This is a genomic window from Mycobacterium sp. SMC-21 (assembly GCF_045310825.1).
Classification (GTDB): domain Bacteria; phylum Actinomycetota; class Actinomycetes; order Mycobacteriales; family Mycobacteriaceae; genus Mycobacterium.
Genome location: NZ_JBJIAO010000029.1, coordinates 1 through 15,338, shown reverse-complemented (window position 1 = coordinate 15,338; position 15,338 = coordinate 1). Strand labels below are relative to the sequence as shown.

Here is a 15,338-nt window from a genome sequence, read left to right as displayed (position 1 = left end):
CCTATCCGCACCGCATCCCGCACCGAACTCCTGGTGACAAACCAGGAAGGACGGCACGGTGCGGCGGATAGCAGTGGTCGGCAGCGGCATATCGGGGCTCACCGCGGCGTGGGTGCTCGCCCGCGACGCGGAAGTCACCCTCTTCGAGGCGCAACCGCGATGCGGTGGCCACGCCCACACCCATGAACTGGCGGCCCGTCGCGGCAGCACCGATGTCGTCGGCGTCGACTCCGGCTTCATCGTGCACAACGACCGCACCTATCCCACGCTGCTGCGGCTGTTCGCCGAACTCGGTGTCCGGACCCAGGAATCCGACATGTCGATGTCGGTCTGCTGCGAAGGGTGCGGCCTGGAGTACGCCGGCGCGAAGGGGCTGACAGGCCTGTTCGCCACGCCGGGCGCGGTGCTCTCACCGCGCTATCTGCGCCTGCTCGCCGAGGTGACGCGCTTCCACCGGCTCGCCCGCGCCGAACTGGCGCGCGACGTGGCAGACGGCCGAACCCTCGGCGAATTCCTCGGGGCCGCAGGGTTTTCCCGCTACTTCGTCGCGCATTTCATGGTCCCGCTGGTCGCTGCGGTCTGGTCGTGCCCGCCGGACGTCGCGCTCGACTACCCCGTCGGCTACCTGCTGGCGTTCCTCGACCACCACGGGATGCTGACGGTGTTCGGGTCACCGACGTGGCGGACGGTGACCGGGGGCTCGGCACGGTACGTCGAGGCGATCACCACGCGCCTGCCGTCGGTACGCGCCGGCGTACCCGTCCGCACCGTCACCCGGACCACCGACGGGGTGCTGGTGCGTGACGACGCGGACCGGGTCGAACCGTTCGACGCGGCGGTCATCGCGACGCATCCGAATCAGGCCCTGTCGATCCTGGACCGGCCGTCGGCCGACGAGGTCGACATCCTCGGCGCCCTGCGGTACTCGATCAATCACACTGTGCTGCACACCGATACGTCGCTGCTGCCGCGTCGCCGGGGCGCCCGTGCATCGTGGAACTACCGGATGCCGTCGTGCACCGTCCAAGCCGGCGACGTCCTGGTCAGTTACGACCTCAACCGGCTGCAGCGACTCGACGCGAGCACCGACCGGCGGTTCGTGGTGACGCTGGGCGGCGGCGGTCGGGTCGACCCGGGCCAGGTCATCGCGACCATGCTCTACGACCATCCGCAGTACTCCCCCGAGTTCCGCGCCGCGCAACAGCGGCTGCACACGCTCGGCGATCACCGGTTGGCGTTCGCCGGCGCGTATCACGGCTGGGGCTTTCACGAAGACGGTGCGGTGTCCGGCGTCGCCGCGGCGGAACGTCTCGGTGGCAGCTGGAGCGGTCCCGTGCCGCCCCTGCTGCGCCCGGCGGGGAACGTGGCATGAGCCCACCACAGATCGTGCGAACCAGCATCCACCACAGGCGGACCGTTCCGGTGCCGCACGCGTTCACCTACCGCAGCTACAGCTGGCTGGTCGACCTCGACGCCGTGCCCGAGTTTCCCCGCCTGCTGCGGCCGCTGGCCGGCTTCCACGCCGCCGACCATGCCGGCGATCCGCGGCGCACGCTGCGCGAGAACATCGACGCCTATCTCGGCGAACACGGCATCGACCTCGGTGGCGGTGCCATCCGAATGCTGGCCAATGCCAGGGTCTTCGGCTTCGTGTTCAACCCCTTGACCGTCTACTGGTGCCATGACGCCGCCGGCGCACTGGTCTGTGCCATCGCCGAGGTGCACAACACCTACGGCGGACGCCACCGCTACCTGCTGCACACCGATCATCGCGGCACGGTGGTCGTGCCGAAGGTGTTCTACGTCTCGCCGTTCAACCCGGTCAGTGGCCGATACGTGCTGCGCATCCCGGAACCGGCGCGGGGCCGGCTCAACGTGGCGGTCACCCTGCTCGACGCGTCCGGCGGGGTGGTCATGACCGCCACCTGGACCGGATCCGTCCACCCCGCCCGTCCCGCAACCGTTTTGACCACCGCACTGGCAGCGCCGCTGGCGCCGCTGCTGGTTCTCGCACGCATCCGCTGGCAGGGCGTGCGCCTCTGGGCGCGCGGCCTGCAACTGCACCCCCGCCCCCAGGAGGCCGCCCTATGACGAATCAACTCCATGACGGTGCCGCCGCGTACGATCCGTTCCTGCCGGCCAGGTGGACCGAAATCGCGCAGGTGCCAAGCAGTCTGCGTACCCGGCTGGGTACGCCCGTCACGCGGGCCTTGTTCCGGGCCGCGGTACGGGACCTGCCGGTGCGGGTGGAGTATCCGGACGGCACCGTCCAGGGCGCGGCCGGCGCCGATGATCCGGCCGCACCGCGAATGTTGTTGCACCGCCCCGACGATTTCTTCGGCCGCGTCGCGAACAGTGGCCTGATCGGCTTCGGGGAGGCGTACATGGTCGGTGACTGGTCCGCGCCCGAGCTCACCGCCGTGCTGACCGCGCTGGCATCGCGCATCGACACGATCGTGCCGGCGGCCTTCCAGGGACTGCGTTCCGTGCTCCTGCCGCGCACACCACGCAACCACCATGGGGCGCAAGCGGATACGCGTGCGAACATCGCCCATCACTACGACCTGTCGAACGAGTTCTTCAGCATGTTCCTCGATCCGACGCTGACCTATTCGTGCGCGCTGTTCGACACGCTCGATCCGCCGCCGTCATGGCGCGACCTGGCGGCCGCGCAGCACCGCAAGATCGACCGGCTGCTGGATGCCACCGGCGTCGGCGCCGGCACGCGGCTGCTCGAAATCGGCACCGGCTGGGGCGAATTGGCCATCCGTGCCGCGCAGCGCGGCGCGCACGTCCACACCGTCACCCTGTCGCGCGAGCAGCAGCTGCTGGCGCGCGAGCGCATCGCCGCCGCCGGGCTGGCCGACCGCATCACCGTCGAGCTGTGCGACTACCGCGACATCACCGGGAAGTACGACGCGATCATCTCCGTCGAGATGATCGAGGCCGTCGGGTATCGCTACCTGCCGGCCTATCTACGCACGCTGGAGCGCCTCCTCGATGTCGACGGCCGGGTCGGACTGCAGCTGATCACCATGCCGCACAAGCGCATGCTGGCGTCCCGCGACACCTACACCTGGGTGCACAAGTACATCTTCCCGGGCGGATTCCTGCCGTCGGTCAAGCTCGTCGAGAAGTCGATCAGCGCGCACACCGCACTGCGTATCACCGACCGGCATTCGTTCGGACCGCATTACGCCCACACCCTGCGACTGTGGCTGCAACGCTTCACCGCGAACAGCGCCGGCGCCGATGCCCTGGGATTCGACCGCATCTTCCGGCGGATGTGGCGCTTCTACCTCGCTTACTCCGAGGCGGGCTTCGCCTCGGGCTACCTGGACCTGCACCAACTGGTCCTGCGTCCGAAGGCTCGATCGTGAGCACGCCGCCCGGACCCGGCGGGTTGCGCCAGATCGCCCCGGTTCCCGCGCCGCCGTGCGACGATTCCCGCATGGAGGGCGAGCCGGACCGCGCAGCTCTGCTCACCGCGATCGCCGACGGCGACAGGGCGGCGTTCGCCGAGTTCTACGATCTGACCTCGCCACGGGTGTTCGGCCTCGCCTATCGCGTCGTGCGGGACCGGACCCTGGCCGAGGACGTCGTGCAGGAGGTCTTCCTCCAGGTGTGGTCCTCTGCGGCGCGGCAATACGACCCCGCGCTGGCCAGCCCGATCGGCTGGCTGATGACGTTGACCCACCGCCGCAGCATCGACCGGGTCCGCTCCGAACAGTCGGCCGCCGACCGCAACCACGCCTACGGCGCCTCGAGCCTCGGCCGCGAGCACGACACCGTCGCCGACGAAGTGGGCCAGCGACTCGACGAGCAGGAGGTCACCGACTGCCTCGACGGACTGACCGCCGTCCAGCGCGAAGCCATCGGCCTGGCGTACTACAGCGGCCACACCTATCGGGAGGTCGCCGAGCACCTCGCCGTCACACTCCCCACCATCAAGGCCCGAATCCGGGACGGCCTGATCCGCCTGAAGAACTGCTTGGGGGTGGGCACCGATGCCTGACAGCTACACCGACGACGAACAGCAATTGCTCGATCTCGCGTACGTATATGCACTCGATGCGGTGTCCGAGGCCGAACGCTCCGACATCGCCGGCCGCCTGGGCGTCGCGGCGCCGCACACCGCGCAGGCCTTCGCCCGCATCGTCGGCGACACCCAGGAGACCATGGCAGTGCTCACCGCGGGTGACACCCTGACGCCGCCCGCCGAGCTGCGCGTGCGCATCCTGCAGGCCATCGGCATCCAGGCGGCCGAGCGCAGTTCGGATGAGTTGGCACTCAGGCGAACCCGGCGACGCCGGCTGATCGTCCGGCTCGCGGCGGCTGCCGCCGTGATCTGCGCGATCACCATCGGCACGACGGTGATCGCCGATCGCTTCACCGAGCACCCGGCACAGCCGACGGTGTCGCAGGTGCTGGCCAACCCGGACATCCGCACGTACTCGGCGCCGGTTGCCGGCGGCACCATCACCCTCAGCGCGTCACAACGGGCGAACGCCGTCGTCGTGGCCATGTCCGATGTGCCCGCGCCGCCGGCCGGCCACGTCTATCAGATGTGGTTCATCCCGGCGTCGGGAGCGCCGCGATCCGCCGGGACGATGAGCGCGGACACCATGCCGCCACCCGGCGGCGAGGTGATACCGGCGCTGGACTCGGCCGCCAAGGTGGCCGTGACAGTCGAGCCGGGCTCCGGGTCCAGCCAGCCGACGAGCGATCCGGTCGTCGTCGTCGCCCTGACCTGATGACCATGGTCGGCGCCTTCTTCGACGATCTCCTCGACCGCACCGTCGTACTCGGGTACTCCCGACTGGGGCTGGCTGTGCGGCAACAGCTCTGGCGGGACCCCGAGCTGCCGGCCGGCGCCCTCGCCGGCCGCACCGTGCTGGTCACCGGCGCGAATTCCGGTATCGGCAAGGCCATCGCCACCGAACTCGCGACGCTCGGGGCGACGGTGTTGATGACGGTGCGCGACCGGGCCCGCGGCGAGGCCGCGCGACACCATGTGCTCACCGTCGCGCCGGCTGCCGACGTCGCGGTGGAGGTGTGCGACGTGTCGCACCTGGCGGCCGTCCGGTCGTTCGCCGCAGACCTGCTGTCGCGGCGCCCACGGCTCGACGCCGTGATCCACAACGCCGGCGTCATGCCCGAACAGCGCACGGAAAGCGCTGAAGGACATGAGCTCTCGCTGGCAACCCACGTTCTGGGGCCGGTGTTGCTGACGGAACTCCTGCGGCCGGGGCTGACCCCGGCAGCGCGGGTCGTGCTGATGTCCTCCGGCGGCATGTACACCCAGGCACTTCCGGTCGACGACATCGAGTACCGGCGCGGGCATTACCGCGGTGCCACGGCGTACGCGCGCAGTAAGCGCATCCAGGTCGCGTTGACGCCGCTGCTGGCGCGGCGCTGGCCCGAACTGATGGTGGCGGCCATGCATCCCGGCTGGGCCGACACCCCCGGCGTCGCGCAGTCACTGCCCGGGTTCCGCCGCGTGACGCGTCCGATCCTGCGGACGCCCGAACAGGCCGCCGACACCGCGGTGTGGCTGACGGCGACGAACCCGCCGCCGGAGTCGGGACAGTTCTGGCACGACCGCCGGATCCGTCCCACGCATTACCTGCCCACCGCGCATGACGACGCCGCCGAGGTAGCGCAGGTGTGGCAGTACTGCGCCGCCGCCGTCGGTGTGTGAGGACTTGCAGCGCAATCAGATTCGAGCGAGTTCGCGCCGCAGCCCGCGCGCGCCGTCGTCGAGGAGGTGCGCCACCGCGAGCTGCAGCAGCGGCTCGATCCACCGCAGCCACCCCTGGAAAGCGAACCGGATCCGGTAGGTGACCTGGGTTCCGTCGACGTGTGGGGTCACGGTGATGGTGTCTCGCGCAACCAGGTGCCGATTGACCCCGCGCAGTTCGATCGACTGCCCCGGCGTCAGGCCGATGACTTCGTACGTGATCTCCGAGGTGCGACCGGCGAAGCGGGACGTGTTCGCGTAACGGGTTCCCATGCCGCCGTCGCCGGCGATGCGTTCGGTGCGGATCGTGCCGGGGTCCCACTGCGTTGTCGTGGTGAAGTCCGCCAGGTACGCGAAGACGGCGTCGGCGGGCGCTGCCACCACCACCTGTCGCTGCGCGTCGATCATCGGGCTGCCTTTCCCAACTGGTGGCGCAGGCACTGCGCCAGGTCCGGGCGCCGGAAGCGATGTCCGGCCTCCATGAGCCGGCCGGGCACCACACGCTGACTGGCCATGGCCAGCTCGCGGGCCCCCTGCCGGCCGAGCAGGAGCGCCGGCCCCAGGGCGGGTACCGGCAACACGGCGGGCCGGTGCAGCACCCCGGCCAGTGTCCGGGTGTAGTCGGCGTTACGGACGGGTTGTGGCGCAACGGCATTCACTGGTCCGGAGAGTCCGGTGTCGACCAGGGCGCGGTGGTACACGTCGATGAGGTCGTCGATGTCGATCCAGGACAGCCATTGCTTCCCGTCGCCGAGCGGACCGCCGAGACCGGCGGCGAACAGCGGCCGCATCAACTGCAGGGTGCCGCCGCGCGGCGTCTGCACGATCCCGGTGCGGACGTTGACGACCCGCAGTCCGGCAGCGGTGGCCGGCGCCGTCGCCGCTTCCCAGTCGGCGACGACGTCGGCCAGGAACCCGTCGCCCGGCCCTGCCGATTCGTCGAGGCGCTCGTCGGCCCTGTCGTCTCCGTACCAGCCGATCGCGGACGCGCCGATGAAGACCGACGGCCCGTCCGTCGCCGCCGCGGCGCACTCGGCCAGCCGGCGAGTCGGCTCGATCCGGCTGTCGCGCACCGCTTTCTTGTGTGCGTCGGTGAACCGGCCGGCAATCGACGCGCCCGCGAGGTGCACCACGGCGTCGATCCCGTCGAGCAGATCGTCGGCGGGTGATTCGGGATCCCAGCGGCGTTCGGTGTCATCGCGTGGTTCGCGGCGCACCAGCCGGATGACCTGGTGACCACCGGTGGACAGAAAGGCGGTCAGGGCGCTGCCGACCAATCCCGACGCCCCGGTCACCGCCACCGAACCGGGACGCCGGCCGTGTTCGTGCGCCCACTGATGGGCGGCCAGGTCGTCGCTCAGCTGGCGATGGCGGTACCGGAACGTCGGCTCGAGCAGGTGCCCGGGTACCGGCGCGTCGACACGGTCGGTGACCCGGGTGCGCCCGTCACCGACGGCGTCGAAGCAGTGTTCGTGTCGCCAATGCCCAACCAAAGCCGTTGGCAGCGAACGCAATCCGTCCCGGCTCAATTCGTCCACGAAACGCGCGGGCGGCGCGTAGTCGGCCGGATTGTGTTGCGCGCTCCAGCGCAGTCCGCCGGGCAGGCCGAGCACGGCGCGCCCGTCGGCCAGCGACTCGGCTTCCGCGACCACGCTCATGGGCTGCCACGGCGGCAGCATCCGGTGGATGGCGCCCGGCCGCGCATGCCAGGCGAACACGTCGTCGCGTGGCGCGTCGACCACGCTGCTGTACTCGATTCCCATCAAACCTCCGAGTCGAATCGGTCTCAGTGGGATTCGGAGCCAACCGGCCGGCGGATGGGTCTGGTCAGTTGGCCGGCTTGTAACTGAACGACACCTTGCCATCGGCGACGTCGGTGACCGTCAGCGTGTAGGCGCGGACCTGAGCGCCGACGACCGCGGTGCACCGCTGTGTCGCCCCGACCTTGCTGTCCACGTCTCCGTCGCACTTGACCGTGCTGGGGCTCTGGCCCAGTTGCGTCGCAAGGGAACTCTCCGCCACCGACTTCTCCAGTACGGGTGTCAGTCCGTAATTCATTGCCAGGCCTGACACTTCACTCACCAGCGCGGTGCGCCGGCTGGTGAATCCGTCATCGGTGATGTCGCACAGCGCCACCGCGCCCTGCTTGCCCTCCAGACCCGACTGGCACACCACGGCATCCGGGGCGGCCTTGCGCGCACGGGTCACCATGTCCGCCACCGCCGCCTCCAGCTGTGTCTTGGAGACCGCGGGGGTCATCGAATAGCTGACCTTGCCGCCCTCGACGCCGGACACCGTGATGGTCGGCTGGATGCCGTAGGCCGGTGACATGGTGACGTCGCACCGCGTGCTCTGCCCGACCTTCGCGATGAGGCCGCGCTCACAGATCACCGCCTGCGGCGGCTGGCTCGTGAAGGCGTCGTGGATCGCCCGCTCCAGTGACGCCTTGTCCACCATCGGCAGCTGCGCCGACGGCTTGGCCTGGACGGCTTCCGGTTCCGGACGGGTGAGGCTGTAGACGAGCGCCGCGAGGCCGGTCAGCAGCAGCCCAGCGATGACGACCAGTGCCAGGATGCGTGCCCTCATAGCCGCTATTGTGCCCGGCTACATCAGGTCGTTTGCGGGCACGTCATTTCGGTGCTCGCGGTACCACGCCACGGTGCGTGCCAGCCCGTCGTCCAGGGCGATCTGCGGCGACCAGCCCAGCTTGCCCATCTTCGTGATGTCGGGGCAGCGCCGCTTCGTCTGGCCGGCGGGCGACTCGCCGGGCTGGACGTCCAACTCGACGCCGACGATGGCGCCGATGCGGTCGGCCAGCTCGCGGATCGACATCTCCACGTCGCTGCCGATGTGGTAAATCTCGCGGTGCCCGCCCTTTTCGTACATCGTCATGATGCCGTCGACACAGTCGTCGACGTAGCAGAAGGACCGGGTCTCCGTGCCGTCACCCTGGATCGGGAACACCGCATCACCGCGCTCCTGGCAGCCCAGCGCCCGCAGGATGAATTGCGGCTCGACGTGCTTCCAGCCCATGTTCGGCCCGTAGATGTTGTGCGGCCGGAAGATCTGCACCTGGCGGTAGTGCTCCTGACCGTAGTTGAAGGCGATCAGTTCACTGGCGATCTTGCCGCCGCCGTAGGAGTACCGGGGGTTGAGGCTGTCGGGCAGCATCAGCGGGATGGTCTCGGGCGTCGGGATGATCGACGGTGTCTGATAGACCTCGGCCGTGGACGCCACCACCAGATCCGGCACACCGGCGTTGCGGCCCGCGTTGACGACCGCCAGCGCGCCCAGCATGCCGACCTCGAGCACCAGTTCCGGTTGGGTGTAGAAGTTCTGGGTGCCGTTGATGGCGGCCAGGTGCATGACCACCTCGGCGCCGGCGAATGCCTTCTCGAGGGCGTCCTGATCGCGGACGTCGCACGTGAAAAGCTCTACGTCCGAGGCGACTTCGGCGAATCTGCTGGCATCGCCGCGGACCATGGAGTCCACCACCGCGACCTGCCAGCCGTCCCGCACCAGCCGCTTGACCAGGTAGGCGCCGATGAATCCGCCACCACCGGTGACCACGACCCGCTTAGACACGCTCGACGACCTTTCCGCTGCGGCCCACCGCGAAGTAGCTGTCGCCCAGTTCGGTGGCCGGCAGGTGGCTGTAGTGGTTCCAGTAGTCGAAGACGAAACCGTCGGGGCTGATGAACTCGCTGATGGTGCGCGGCGAGATGGTGCCGAGCGACGGGTGGTTGTTGCCGAGGACGACGACATCCGCGCCGCTCACCGCGTCACCGAACCGGTTGTACACCTTGTGCCCCGGAAAGGCCTCGGCCAGAACGTCATTCGGCGTGACCGGGTCGTAGACACCGATCTCGGCATCCGGGTGCGCGGCCTTCAGCTCGTTGAAAACCTTGATGGACATCGACCCGCGCAGGTCACTGGTCTCGGGCTGGCCCTTGAACGCCATGCCCAGCAGGTTGATCTTCAGCGGCCCGTCGGCGCCCAGCTTCCGGCGCGCGATCTCGCTGCTGATGAACCGCACCGTCTCGGCGGGCTGCCGCTCGTTGACCAGGCGGCCGGCGGCGGTGATGTCGAGGGTGACGCCGCGCTCGCGGACGCTCTCCATCAGGATGTGCGGGTCCTTCTCCAGGCACGGCCCGCCGACCAGACCCGGCAACGGGATATTGGTGCGGTTGTATCCGAGTTTGCCCGCCGAGATCACCTCATAGGCGCTGACGCCGAATGCGTCGCAAATCCGGGCGACCTCGTTGGCAAACGCGAACTGAACATCGCGGAACGTATTGCTCACCAATTTGATGATCTCGGCGGTCTCGATATCGGAGACCAGCACGATCGAGCTGGTGAGTTTTCGGAATACCGCGGCCGCCCGGTCGGCGACGGCCGGATCGTCGGCGCCGACGATCTGCGGCAGCTCGCGCAGTTCCTGCAGCGCCTTGCCTTCCAGGGTGCGCTCGGGGCACATCGCGATGTCGAAGCTCTTGCCGCTGGCGGCCAGCATCGGCGCCACCACGTCGCGGGTGGTGCCGACCTTGACCGTCGACCGCAGGATGACCAGCGCGCCGTCCTGCATGTTTCCGGCGATGTCGCGGGCCGCGGCCTCGATCATGTCGACGCGCGCGACACCGTCCGCCGACAACGGCGTGCCGACGGTGATGATGTAGGTGTCGCACGAGAAGCTGTCGTCAAATGCGGTGACGGCCTTCAGTTTCCCGAATCGGGTGACGCCCTCGAGGGCGTCGGGCAGGCCGGTCTCGGTGAAATGCGGCAAACCCTGATTGGTCATATCGACCAATTCCTGACGGGTCTCGATTCCGATGACGGAGTTGCCGGCCTCGGCCAACACGGTGGCCAGCGTCAGCCCCACATATCCCAGGCCGATGATTCCGACGTCGTATTTCTCTGGCAAATCCTCAATCCCTCCAGTCAGCCCTGTGGGAGACGGCTGTTTTCATACCGCAGCAGCTGTCGCGCAAACAAGTTTCGACCTTACGGGTCGGCGGCGCATTTCGGGCCTAGGTACGCTTCCAGTGTGCCGCTGCCTGCAGACCCACATCCCGCTTTCGCCACCTACGCGCATCCCGATCGGCTGGTGACCGCCGACTGGCTGTCCGGCAACATCGGACGCCCGGGTCTGGCCATCGTCGAATCCGACGAGGACGTCCTGTTGTACGACACCGGCCACATCCCCGGCGCGGTGAAGATCGACTGGCATACCGACCTCAACGACCCGCATGTCCGCGATTACATCGACGGCGCGCAGTTCGCCGCGCTGATGGACCGCAAGGGCATCAGCCGGGACGACACCGTGGTGATCTACGGCGACAAGAGCAACTGGTGGGCGGCCTACGCGCTGTGGGTGTTCACGCTCTTCGGGCACCCGGATGTCCGCCTGCTCGACGGTGGCCGCGATCTGTGGATCACCAACGGCCGGGACACCACGCTGGACGTCCCGAGCAAGCAGACCACGGGGTACCCGGTGGTCGAGCGCAACGACGCACCGATCCGCGCCTTCAAGGACGACGTCCTCGCGATCCTCGGCAAAGAGCCGCTGATCGACGTCCGCTCGCCGCAGGAGTACACCGGCGAGCGCACCCACATGCCCGACTACCCGGAGGAGGGTGCGCTGCGCGGCGGCCACATCCCCACGGCGCGGTCCATCCCGTGGGCAAAGGCCGTCGACGACAGCGGCCGGTTCCGTAGTCGCGCCGAACTGGACGAGCTCTACGGCTTCATCTCTCCCGACGACAAGGCCGTCGCGTACTGCCGCATCGGCGAGCGCTCCAGCCACACCTGGTTCGTGCTGACGCACCTGATCGGCCTGCCCGCCGTCCGCAATTACGACGGTTCGTGGACCGAGTGGGGCAACGCGGTGCGGGTGCCCGTCGCCGTTGGTGAGGAACCGGGGCCGGCGCCGGGCTCGGCATGACCGTCCCCGGCCCCATGCCTGAAGCCCTGGCCGAGGTGGTGTCGGATTTCGCCGACGTCCAGGGACAGGACAAGCTGGCACTGCTGCTGGAGTTCGCGAACGAACTCCCGCCGCTGCCGTCGTCGCTCGAAGAAGCCGCGATGGAGCCGGTGCCGGAATGCCAGTCGCCGTTGTTCCTGCACGTCGACGCCGCAGACCCCGAGCACGTGCGGTTGTACTTCAGTGCGCCGGCCGAGGCCCCGACGACACGGGGTTTCGCGGCCATCCTCGCGGCCGGTCTGGACGGCCTGCCGGCGTCCGACATCCTCGCGGTGCCCGACGACTTCTACGCCGACCTGGGGCTGGCCAAGCTGATCAGCCCGCTGCGCCTGCGGGGCATGTCGGCGATGCTGACGCGCATCAAGCGCCGGCTGCGTGACGCTTGATGCGGATCAGGCTCAGAAGAACGGCAGCTTGAACTTGCCGCTGTAGTGCAGCGCGTCCGGGTTGCGCTGGCCGATGATCTTGCCGGGCACGCCGCCGACGATGCCGAACGGCGGCACCTCTTTGTTGACGACGGTGTGTGCGGCCACCACAGCGCCGCGGCCGAGCAGGCACGGCAGGATCATGGCGCGCGTCGCGATCCACACGTGGTCGTCGATCACGATGGGGTCCGGGGGGTTGGGTGCCGGCACGAAGTTCGGGTGATTGATGTCGTGACCGCCGGCGATGATGTGCGTGTCGCTGGCGATGACGACGTCGTTGCCGATCGCGATGCCCGCGCGCGCGTCCAGCAGGCAGCGGAAGCCGATGGACACCCGGTCGCCGATCACCAGGTACGGAATGGACCAGACGCTGGTGCCGCGGTTGATCGCGGTGCCCTTGCCGATCTTCGCCCCGAACAGCCGGAGGTAGCCCAGCCGGATGAAGTGGAACGGGATGTGGGTGACGATCGAGCTGTAGAACAGCGCGGCGTAGGTGTCCCGGATTCGGTGCCACAGCGTCTCGCCCGGCAGCTCGTGCTTGAGGATGTTGCCGTCCTCGTCGGTCACCCACTGCATCTTCGGTGGGATGCGGACGTTCGGGTTGACCGCCCGCTTGCGCGCGATCAATTCGGGGTCTGAGGCCTGCGGCTCGACGAACAACGGTGTCCCCTTACTCGTGGCTCCCCGGCGGGTCCGGTGCGGCACCAGTATCACCCAAGCAGATGTTCGGTGAGAAAGCGCGGGTCAAGTGGGTCGATTGGGCAATCTCTAAGAAAACGTCCCGGCGCCCGCGTATCCCGAAGTGGGGATCCGCCGGTTAGGCCTTACACTGCACGCGATACATTCTTAAAGACATTTCTTAGAGAACCGCCGTCAGGAGGCACTGTGGCCAACCACGCCAGTTCCAAGATCTCCAAGGTGCTAGTCGCCAACCGTGGAGAGATTGCCGTCCGGGTCATCCGGGCTGCCAAGGACGCCGGACTGGCCAGCGTCGCCGTTTACGCCGAGCCGGACGCCGACGCGCCGCACGTGCGGCTGGCCGACGAGGCCTTCGCCCTGGGTGGCCAGACCTCGGCCGAGTCCTACCTCGTCTTCGACAAGATCCTCGACGCCGCCGCCAAGTCCGGCGCCAACGCCATCCACCCGGGCTACGGCTTCCTGTCCGAGAACGCCGACTTCGCCCAGGCCGTCCTCGACGCCGGGCTGATCTGGATCGGGCCGAGCCCGCAGTCCATCCGCGACCTCGGTGACAAGGTCACCGCGCGCCACATCGCCGCCAAGGCCAACGCGCCGCTGGTGCCGGGTACCCCGGACCCGGTCAAGGACGCCGACGAAATCCTGGCCTTCGCCAAGGAGCACGGCCTGCCGATCGCCATCAAGGCCGCCTTCGGTGGTGGCGGCCGCGGCATGAAGGTCGCCCGCACCCTCGAGGAGATCCCCGAGCTGTTCGACTCGGCCACCCGTGAGGCCGTCGCCGCCTTCGGCCGTGGTGAGTGCTTCGTCGAGCGCTACCTGGACAAGCCGCGCCACGTCGAGGCCCAGGTCATCGCCGACACCCACGGCAACGTCGTCGTCGCCGGTACCCGCGACTGCTCGCTGCAGCGCCGCTTCCAGAAGCTCGTCGAGGAGGCCCCCGCGCCGTTCCTGTCCGACGCGCAGCGCAAGGAAATCCACGAGTCGGCCAAGCGCATCTGCAAGGAAGCCGGCTACTACGGTGCGGGCACCGTCGAGTACCTGGTCGGCCAGGACGGCCTGATCTCGTTCCTCGAGGTCAACACCCGTCTGCAGGTGGAACACCCGGTCACCGAGGAGACCTCGGGCATCGACCTGGTGCTGCAGCAGTTCAAGATCGCCAACGGCGAGGCCCTGGACATCACCGAGGACCCGGCCCCGCGCGGCCACTCGTTCGAGTTCCGCATCAACGGCGAGGACGCCGGTCGCGGCTTCCTGCCGGCCCCCGGCCCGGTCACCAAGTTCGAGGCGCCGACCGGCCCCGGCGTCCGCATGGACTCGGGCGTGGAGTCCGGCTCGGTCATCGGCGGTCAGTTCGACTCGATGCTGGCCAAGCTGATCGTCACCGGCGCCACCCGCGAAGAGGCCCTGGCCCGCTCGCGTCGTGCGCTGGCGGAGTTCAACGTCGAGGGTCTGGCCACGGTCATCCCGTTCCACCGCGCCGTGGTCTCCGACCCGGCCTTCATCGGTGACGGCGACAAGTTCGACGTGCACACCCGCTGGATCGAGACCGAGTGGAACAACACGGTCGAGCCGTTCACCGGTGGCGAGGCGCTGGACGACGAAGACGCCGCGCCGCGTCAGAAGGTCGTCGTCGAGGTCGGTGGCCGTCGCGTCGAGGTGTCGCTGCCCGGCGATCTGGCCATCGGTGGTGGCGGTGGTGGCGCGGCCACCGGCGTCATCAAGAAGAAGCCGAAGCCGCGTAAGCGTGGCGCCGCCGGCGGCAAGGCCGCCTCGGGCGACTCGGTCACCGCGCCGATGCAGGGCACCGTCGTGAAGGTCGCCGTCGAGGAGGGCCAGCAGGTCTCCGCGGGTGATCTGATCGTGGTGCTGGAGGCCATGAAGATGGAGAACCCGGTGACCGCGCACAAGGACGGCACCGTGACCGGCCTGTCGGTCGAGGCCGGCGCCGCCATCACGCAGGGCACCGTCATCGCCGAGCTGAAGGACTAGTTTCCAGTCCGCTGGTTTTACGACTCAGGGCTGCGATCCACCGCGGATCGCAGCCCTGAGTTGCATTTGAGGAGCGTCATGGAACCCATCGAAATCAACGCCGGAGCCTGGTACCTGCGCGCCCTGCGTGCCGACGACCGCATGGATGACCGGCCGTCACTCGCGGACTTGGGTGAGCACTCCCCCGATCACGTCGAAACCCGTACGGCGCAATGGGAATCCGACACGCTGTACTCGTGGGCGGTCTGCGAGCCGACGACCGGCGAGCTGCTGGCCGAGATCACCTTGGACCCCGCCACGCGGGAGATTTCCGTACGCACCCGCGAGGGGTTCGACGACGCCGCCGCGACGGGCGTCGAGTCAGTGCGCCGCTTCGCGGCCGCGATGCTCGGTTGACGCGCCGAACGTGAACTTGATGGCGAATTTTCACGCTCAAAGTCAATCGATTAGTGCAACGTGGCTAGGCGGCTTGGTTCAAGAGCGCGGCTAGGCGTTGGGCTGGGGTGTC

At 68.6% G+C, this 15,338-nt stretch carries 16 protein-coding genes; 10 read left to right on the top strand and 6 right to left on the bottom strand.

Annotation, left to right across the window (positions count from 1 at the left end; translation table 11 throughout):
* The first annotated feature begins 67 nt into the window (after positions 1-67).
* Genes ACJH6H_RS22195 through ACJH6H_RS22170 form a run of 6 tightly spaced genes read left to right on the top strand, consistent with a single transcriptional unit; the run spans position 68 to position 5,701 of the window.
* Positions 68-1,372 carry an FAD-dependent oxidoreductase gene (locus ACJH6H_RS22195; protein ID WP_318986451.1) on the top strand — a complete coding sequence of 435 codons (1,305 nt, stop codon included), beginning with the start codon at positions 68-70 and terminating at the stop codon, positions 1,370-1,372.
* Positions 1,369-2,091 (top strand): DUF1365 domain-containing protein, encoded by a 723-nt coding sequence (locus tag ACJH6H_RS22190; RefSeq protein WP_318986429.1) that lies wholly within the window; start codon positions 1,369-1,371, stop codon positions 2,089-2,091. The genes ACJH6H_RS22195 and ACJH6H_RS22190 overlap by 4 nt, the downstream gene beginning before the upstream one ends.
* Positions 2,088-3,380: a cyclopropane-fatty-acyl-phospholipid synthase family protein gene (locus ACJH6H_RS22185; protein WP_318986428.1), complete on the top strand. Its 1,293-nt coding sequence runs from the start codon at positions 2,088-2,090 to the stop codon at positions 3,378-3,380. The genes ACJH6H_RS22190 and ACJH6H_RS22185 overlap by 4 nt, the downstream gene beginning before the upstream one ends.
* Positions 3,377-4,015: an ECF RNA polymerase sigma factor SigK gene (gene sigK / locus ACJH6H_RS22180; protein WP_406775829.1), complete on the top strand. Its 639-nt coding sequence runs from the start codon at positions 3,377-3,379 to the stop codon at positions 4,013-4,015. Before ACJH6H_RS22185 ends, sigK begins: the two co-directional genes overlap by 4 nt.
* On the top strand, positions 4,008-4,754 hold the full coding sequence (locus ACJH6H_RS22175) for an anti-sigma factor domain-containing protein (protein WP_135355367.1): 747 nt from the start codon (positions 4,008-4,010) through the stop codon (positions 4,752-4,754). The genes sigK and ACJH6H_RS22175 overlap by 8 nt, the downstream gene beginning before the upstream one ends.
* Positions 4,754-5,701 carry an SDR family NAD(P)-dependent oxidoreductase gene (locus ACJH6H_RS22170; RefSeq protein WP_061010728.1) on the top strand — a complete coding sequence of 316 codons (948 nt, stop codon included), beginning with the start codon at positions 4,754-4,756 and terminating at the stop codon, positions 5,699-5,701. The genes ACJH6H_RS22175 and ACJH6H_RS22170 overlap by 1 nt, the downstream gene beginning before the upstream one ends.
* A 15-nt stretch (positions 5,702-5,716) precedes the next feature.
* Here the strand turns inward: ACJH6H_RS22170 and ACJH6H_RS22165 are convergent, their stop codons facing one another.
* The 5 genes from ACJH6H_RS22165 to ACJH6H_RS22145 form a co-directional block, all read right to left on the bottom strand.
* Complete coding sequence (locus ACJH6H_RS22165) at positions 5,717-6,148, bottom strand: SRPBCC family protein (protein WP_061002698.1); 432 nt, start codon at positions 6,146-6,148, stop codon at positions 5,717-5,719.
* A complete protein-coding gene (locus tag ACJH6H_RS22160; RefSeq protein ID WP_406775828.1) occupies positions 6,145-7,503 on the bottom strand; it encodes a TIGR01777 family oxidoreductase in 1,359 nt (452 codons plus the stop codon). The genes ACJH6H_RS22165 and ACJH6H_RS22160 overlap by 4 nt, the downstream gene beginning before the upstream one ends.
* A gap of 64 nt (positions 7,504-7,567) precedes the next feature.
* Positions 7,568-8,326, bottom strand: coding sequence for a DUF4333 domain-containing protein (locus ACJH6H_RS22155; RefSeq protein WP_061004680.1), 759 nt, complete (start codon positions 8,324-8,326; stop codon positions 7,568-7,570).
* 18 nt (positions 8,327-8,344) lie between these two features.
* On the bottom strand, positions 8,345-9,325 hold the full coding sequence (locus ACJH6H_RS22150) for an NAD(P)-dependent oxidoreductase (RefSeq protein ID WP_061004683.1): 981 nt from the start codon (positions 9,323-9,325) through the stop codon (positions 8,345-8,347).
* Positions 9,318-10,661, bottom strand: coding sequence for a nucleotide sugar dehydrogenase (locus ACJH6H_RS22145; protein ID WP_061004685.1), 1,344 nt, complete (start codon positions 10,659-10,661; stop codon positions 9,318-9,320). The genes ACJH6H_RS22150 and ACJH6H_RS22145 overlap by 8 nt, the downstream gene beginning before the upstream one ends.
* A 123-nt stretch (positions 10,662-10,784) precedes the next feature.
* On the opposite strand from ACJH6H_RS22145, the gene ACJH6H_RS22140 reads away from it, so the two are divergent.
* Entirely contained in the window at positions 10,785-11,681 is an 897-nt protein-coding gene (locus ACJH6H_RS22140; protein WP_073693458.1) for a sulfurtransferase, read from the top strand.
* Positions 11,678-12,106 carry a SufE family protein gene (locus ACJH6H_RS22135; protein ID WP_163693044.1) on the top strand — a complete coding sequence of 143 codons (429 nt, stop codon included), beginning with the start codon at positions 11,678-11,680 and terminating at the stop codon, positions 12,104-12,106. Before ACJH6H_RS22140 ends, ACJH6H_RS22135 begins: the two co-directional genes overlap by 4 nt.
* Before the next feature lie 12 nt (positions 12,107-12,118).
* On the opposite strand, the gene ACJH6H_RS22130 is transcribed toward ACJH6H_RS22135, so the two are convergent.
* Positions 12,119-12,850 (bottom strand): acyltransferase, encoded by a 732-nt coding sequence (locus ACJH6H_RS22130; protein ID WP_318986418.1) that lies wholly within the window; start codon positions 12,848-12,850, stop codon positions 12,119-12,121.
* Between the two features lie 180 nt (positions 12,851-13,030).
* Here ACJH6H_RS22130 and ACJH6H_RS22125 point away from each other — a divergent pair, with 180 nt between their 5' ends.
* Positions 13,031-14,830 carry an acetyl/propionyl/methylcrotonyl-CoA carboxylase subunit alpha gene (locus tag ACJH6H_RS22125; RefSeq protein ID WP_318986417.1) on the top strand — a complete coding sequence of 600 codons (1,800 nt, stop codon included), beginning with the start codon at positions 13,031-13,033 and terminating at the stop codon, positions 14,828-14,830.
* 78 nt (positions 14,831-14,908) lie between these two features.
* Positions 14,909-15,226 (top strand): hypothetical protein, encoded by a 318-nt coding sequence (locus ACJH6H_RS22120; RefSeq protein WP_318986416.1) that lies wholly within the window; start codon positions 14,909-14,911, stop codon positions 15,224-15,226.
* The last annotated feature ends 112 nt before the right edge of the window (positions 15,227-15,338 follow it).

What these genes read in the sequence shown, in the direction of transcription:
- ACJH6H_RS22165 (WP_061002698.1), bottom strand. Translation starts at nt 6,148, where the DNA reads ATGATCGACGCGCAGCGACAGGTGGTGGTGGCAGCGCCCGCCGACGCC.
- ACJH6H_RS22170 (WP_061010728.1), top strand. Translation starts at nt 4,754, where the DNA reads ATGACCATGGTCGGCGCCTTCTTCGACGATCTCCTCGACCGCACCGTC.
- ACJH6H_RS22190 (WP_318986429.1), top strand. Translation starts at nt 1,369, where the DNA reads ATGAGCCCACCACAGATCGTGCGAACCAGCATCCACCACAGGCGGACC.
- ACJH6H_RS22175 (WP_135355367.1), top strand. Translation starts at nt 4,008, where the DNA reads ATGCCTGACAGCTACACCGACGACGAACAGCAATTGCTCGATCTCGCG.
- ACJH6H_RS22155 (WP_061004680.1), bottom strand. Translation starts at nt 8,326, where the DNA reads ATGAGGGCACGCATCCTGGCACTGGTCGTCATCGCTGGGCTGCTGCTG.
- ACJH6H_RS22160 (WP_406775828.1), bottom strand. Translation starts at nt 7,503, where the DNA reads ATGGGAATCGAGTACAGCAGCGTGGTCGACGCGCCACGCGACGACGTG.
- ACJH6H_RS22120 (WP_318986416.1), top strand. Translation starts at nt 14,909, where the DNA reads ATGGAACCCATCGAAATCAACGCCGGAGCCTGGTACCTGCGCGCCCTG.
- ACJH6H_RS22185 (WP_318986428.1), top strand. Translation starts at nt 2,088, where the DNA reads ATGACGAATCAACTCCATGACGGTGCCGCCGCGTACGATCCGTTCCTG.
- ACJH6H_RS22135 (WP_163693044.1), top strand. Translation starts at nt 11,678, where the DNA reads ATGACCGTCCCCGGCCCCATGCCTGAAGCCCTGGCCGAGGTGGTGTCG.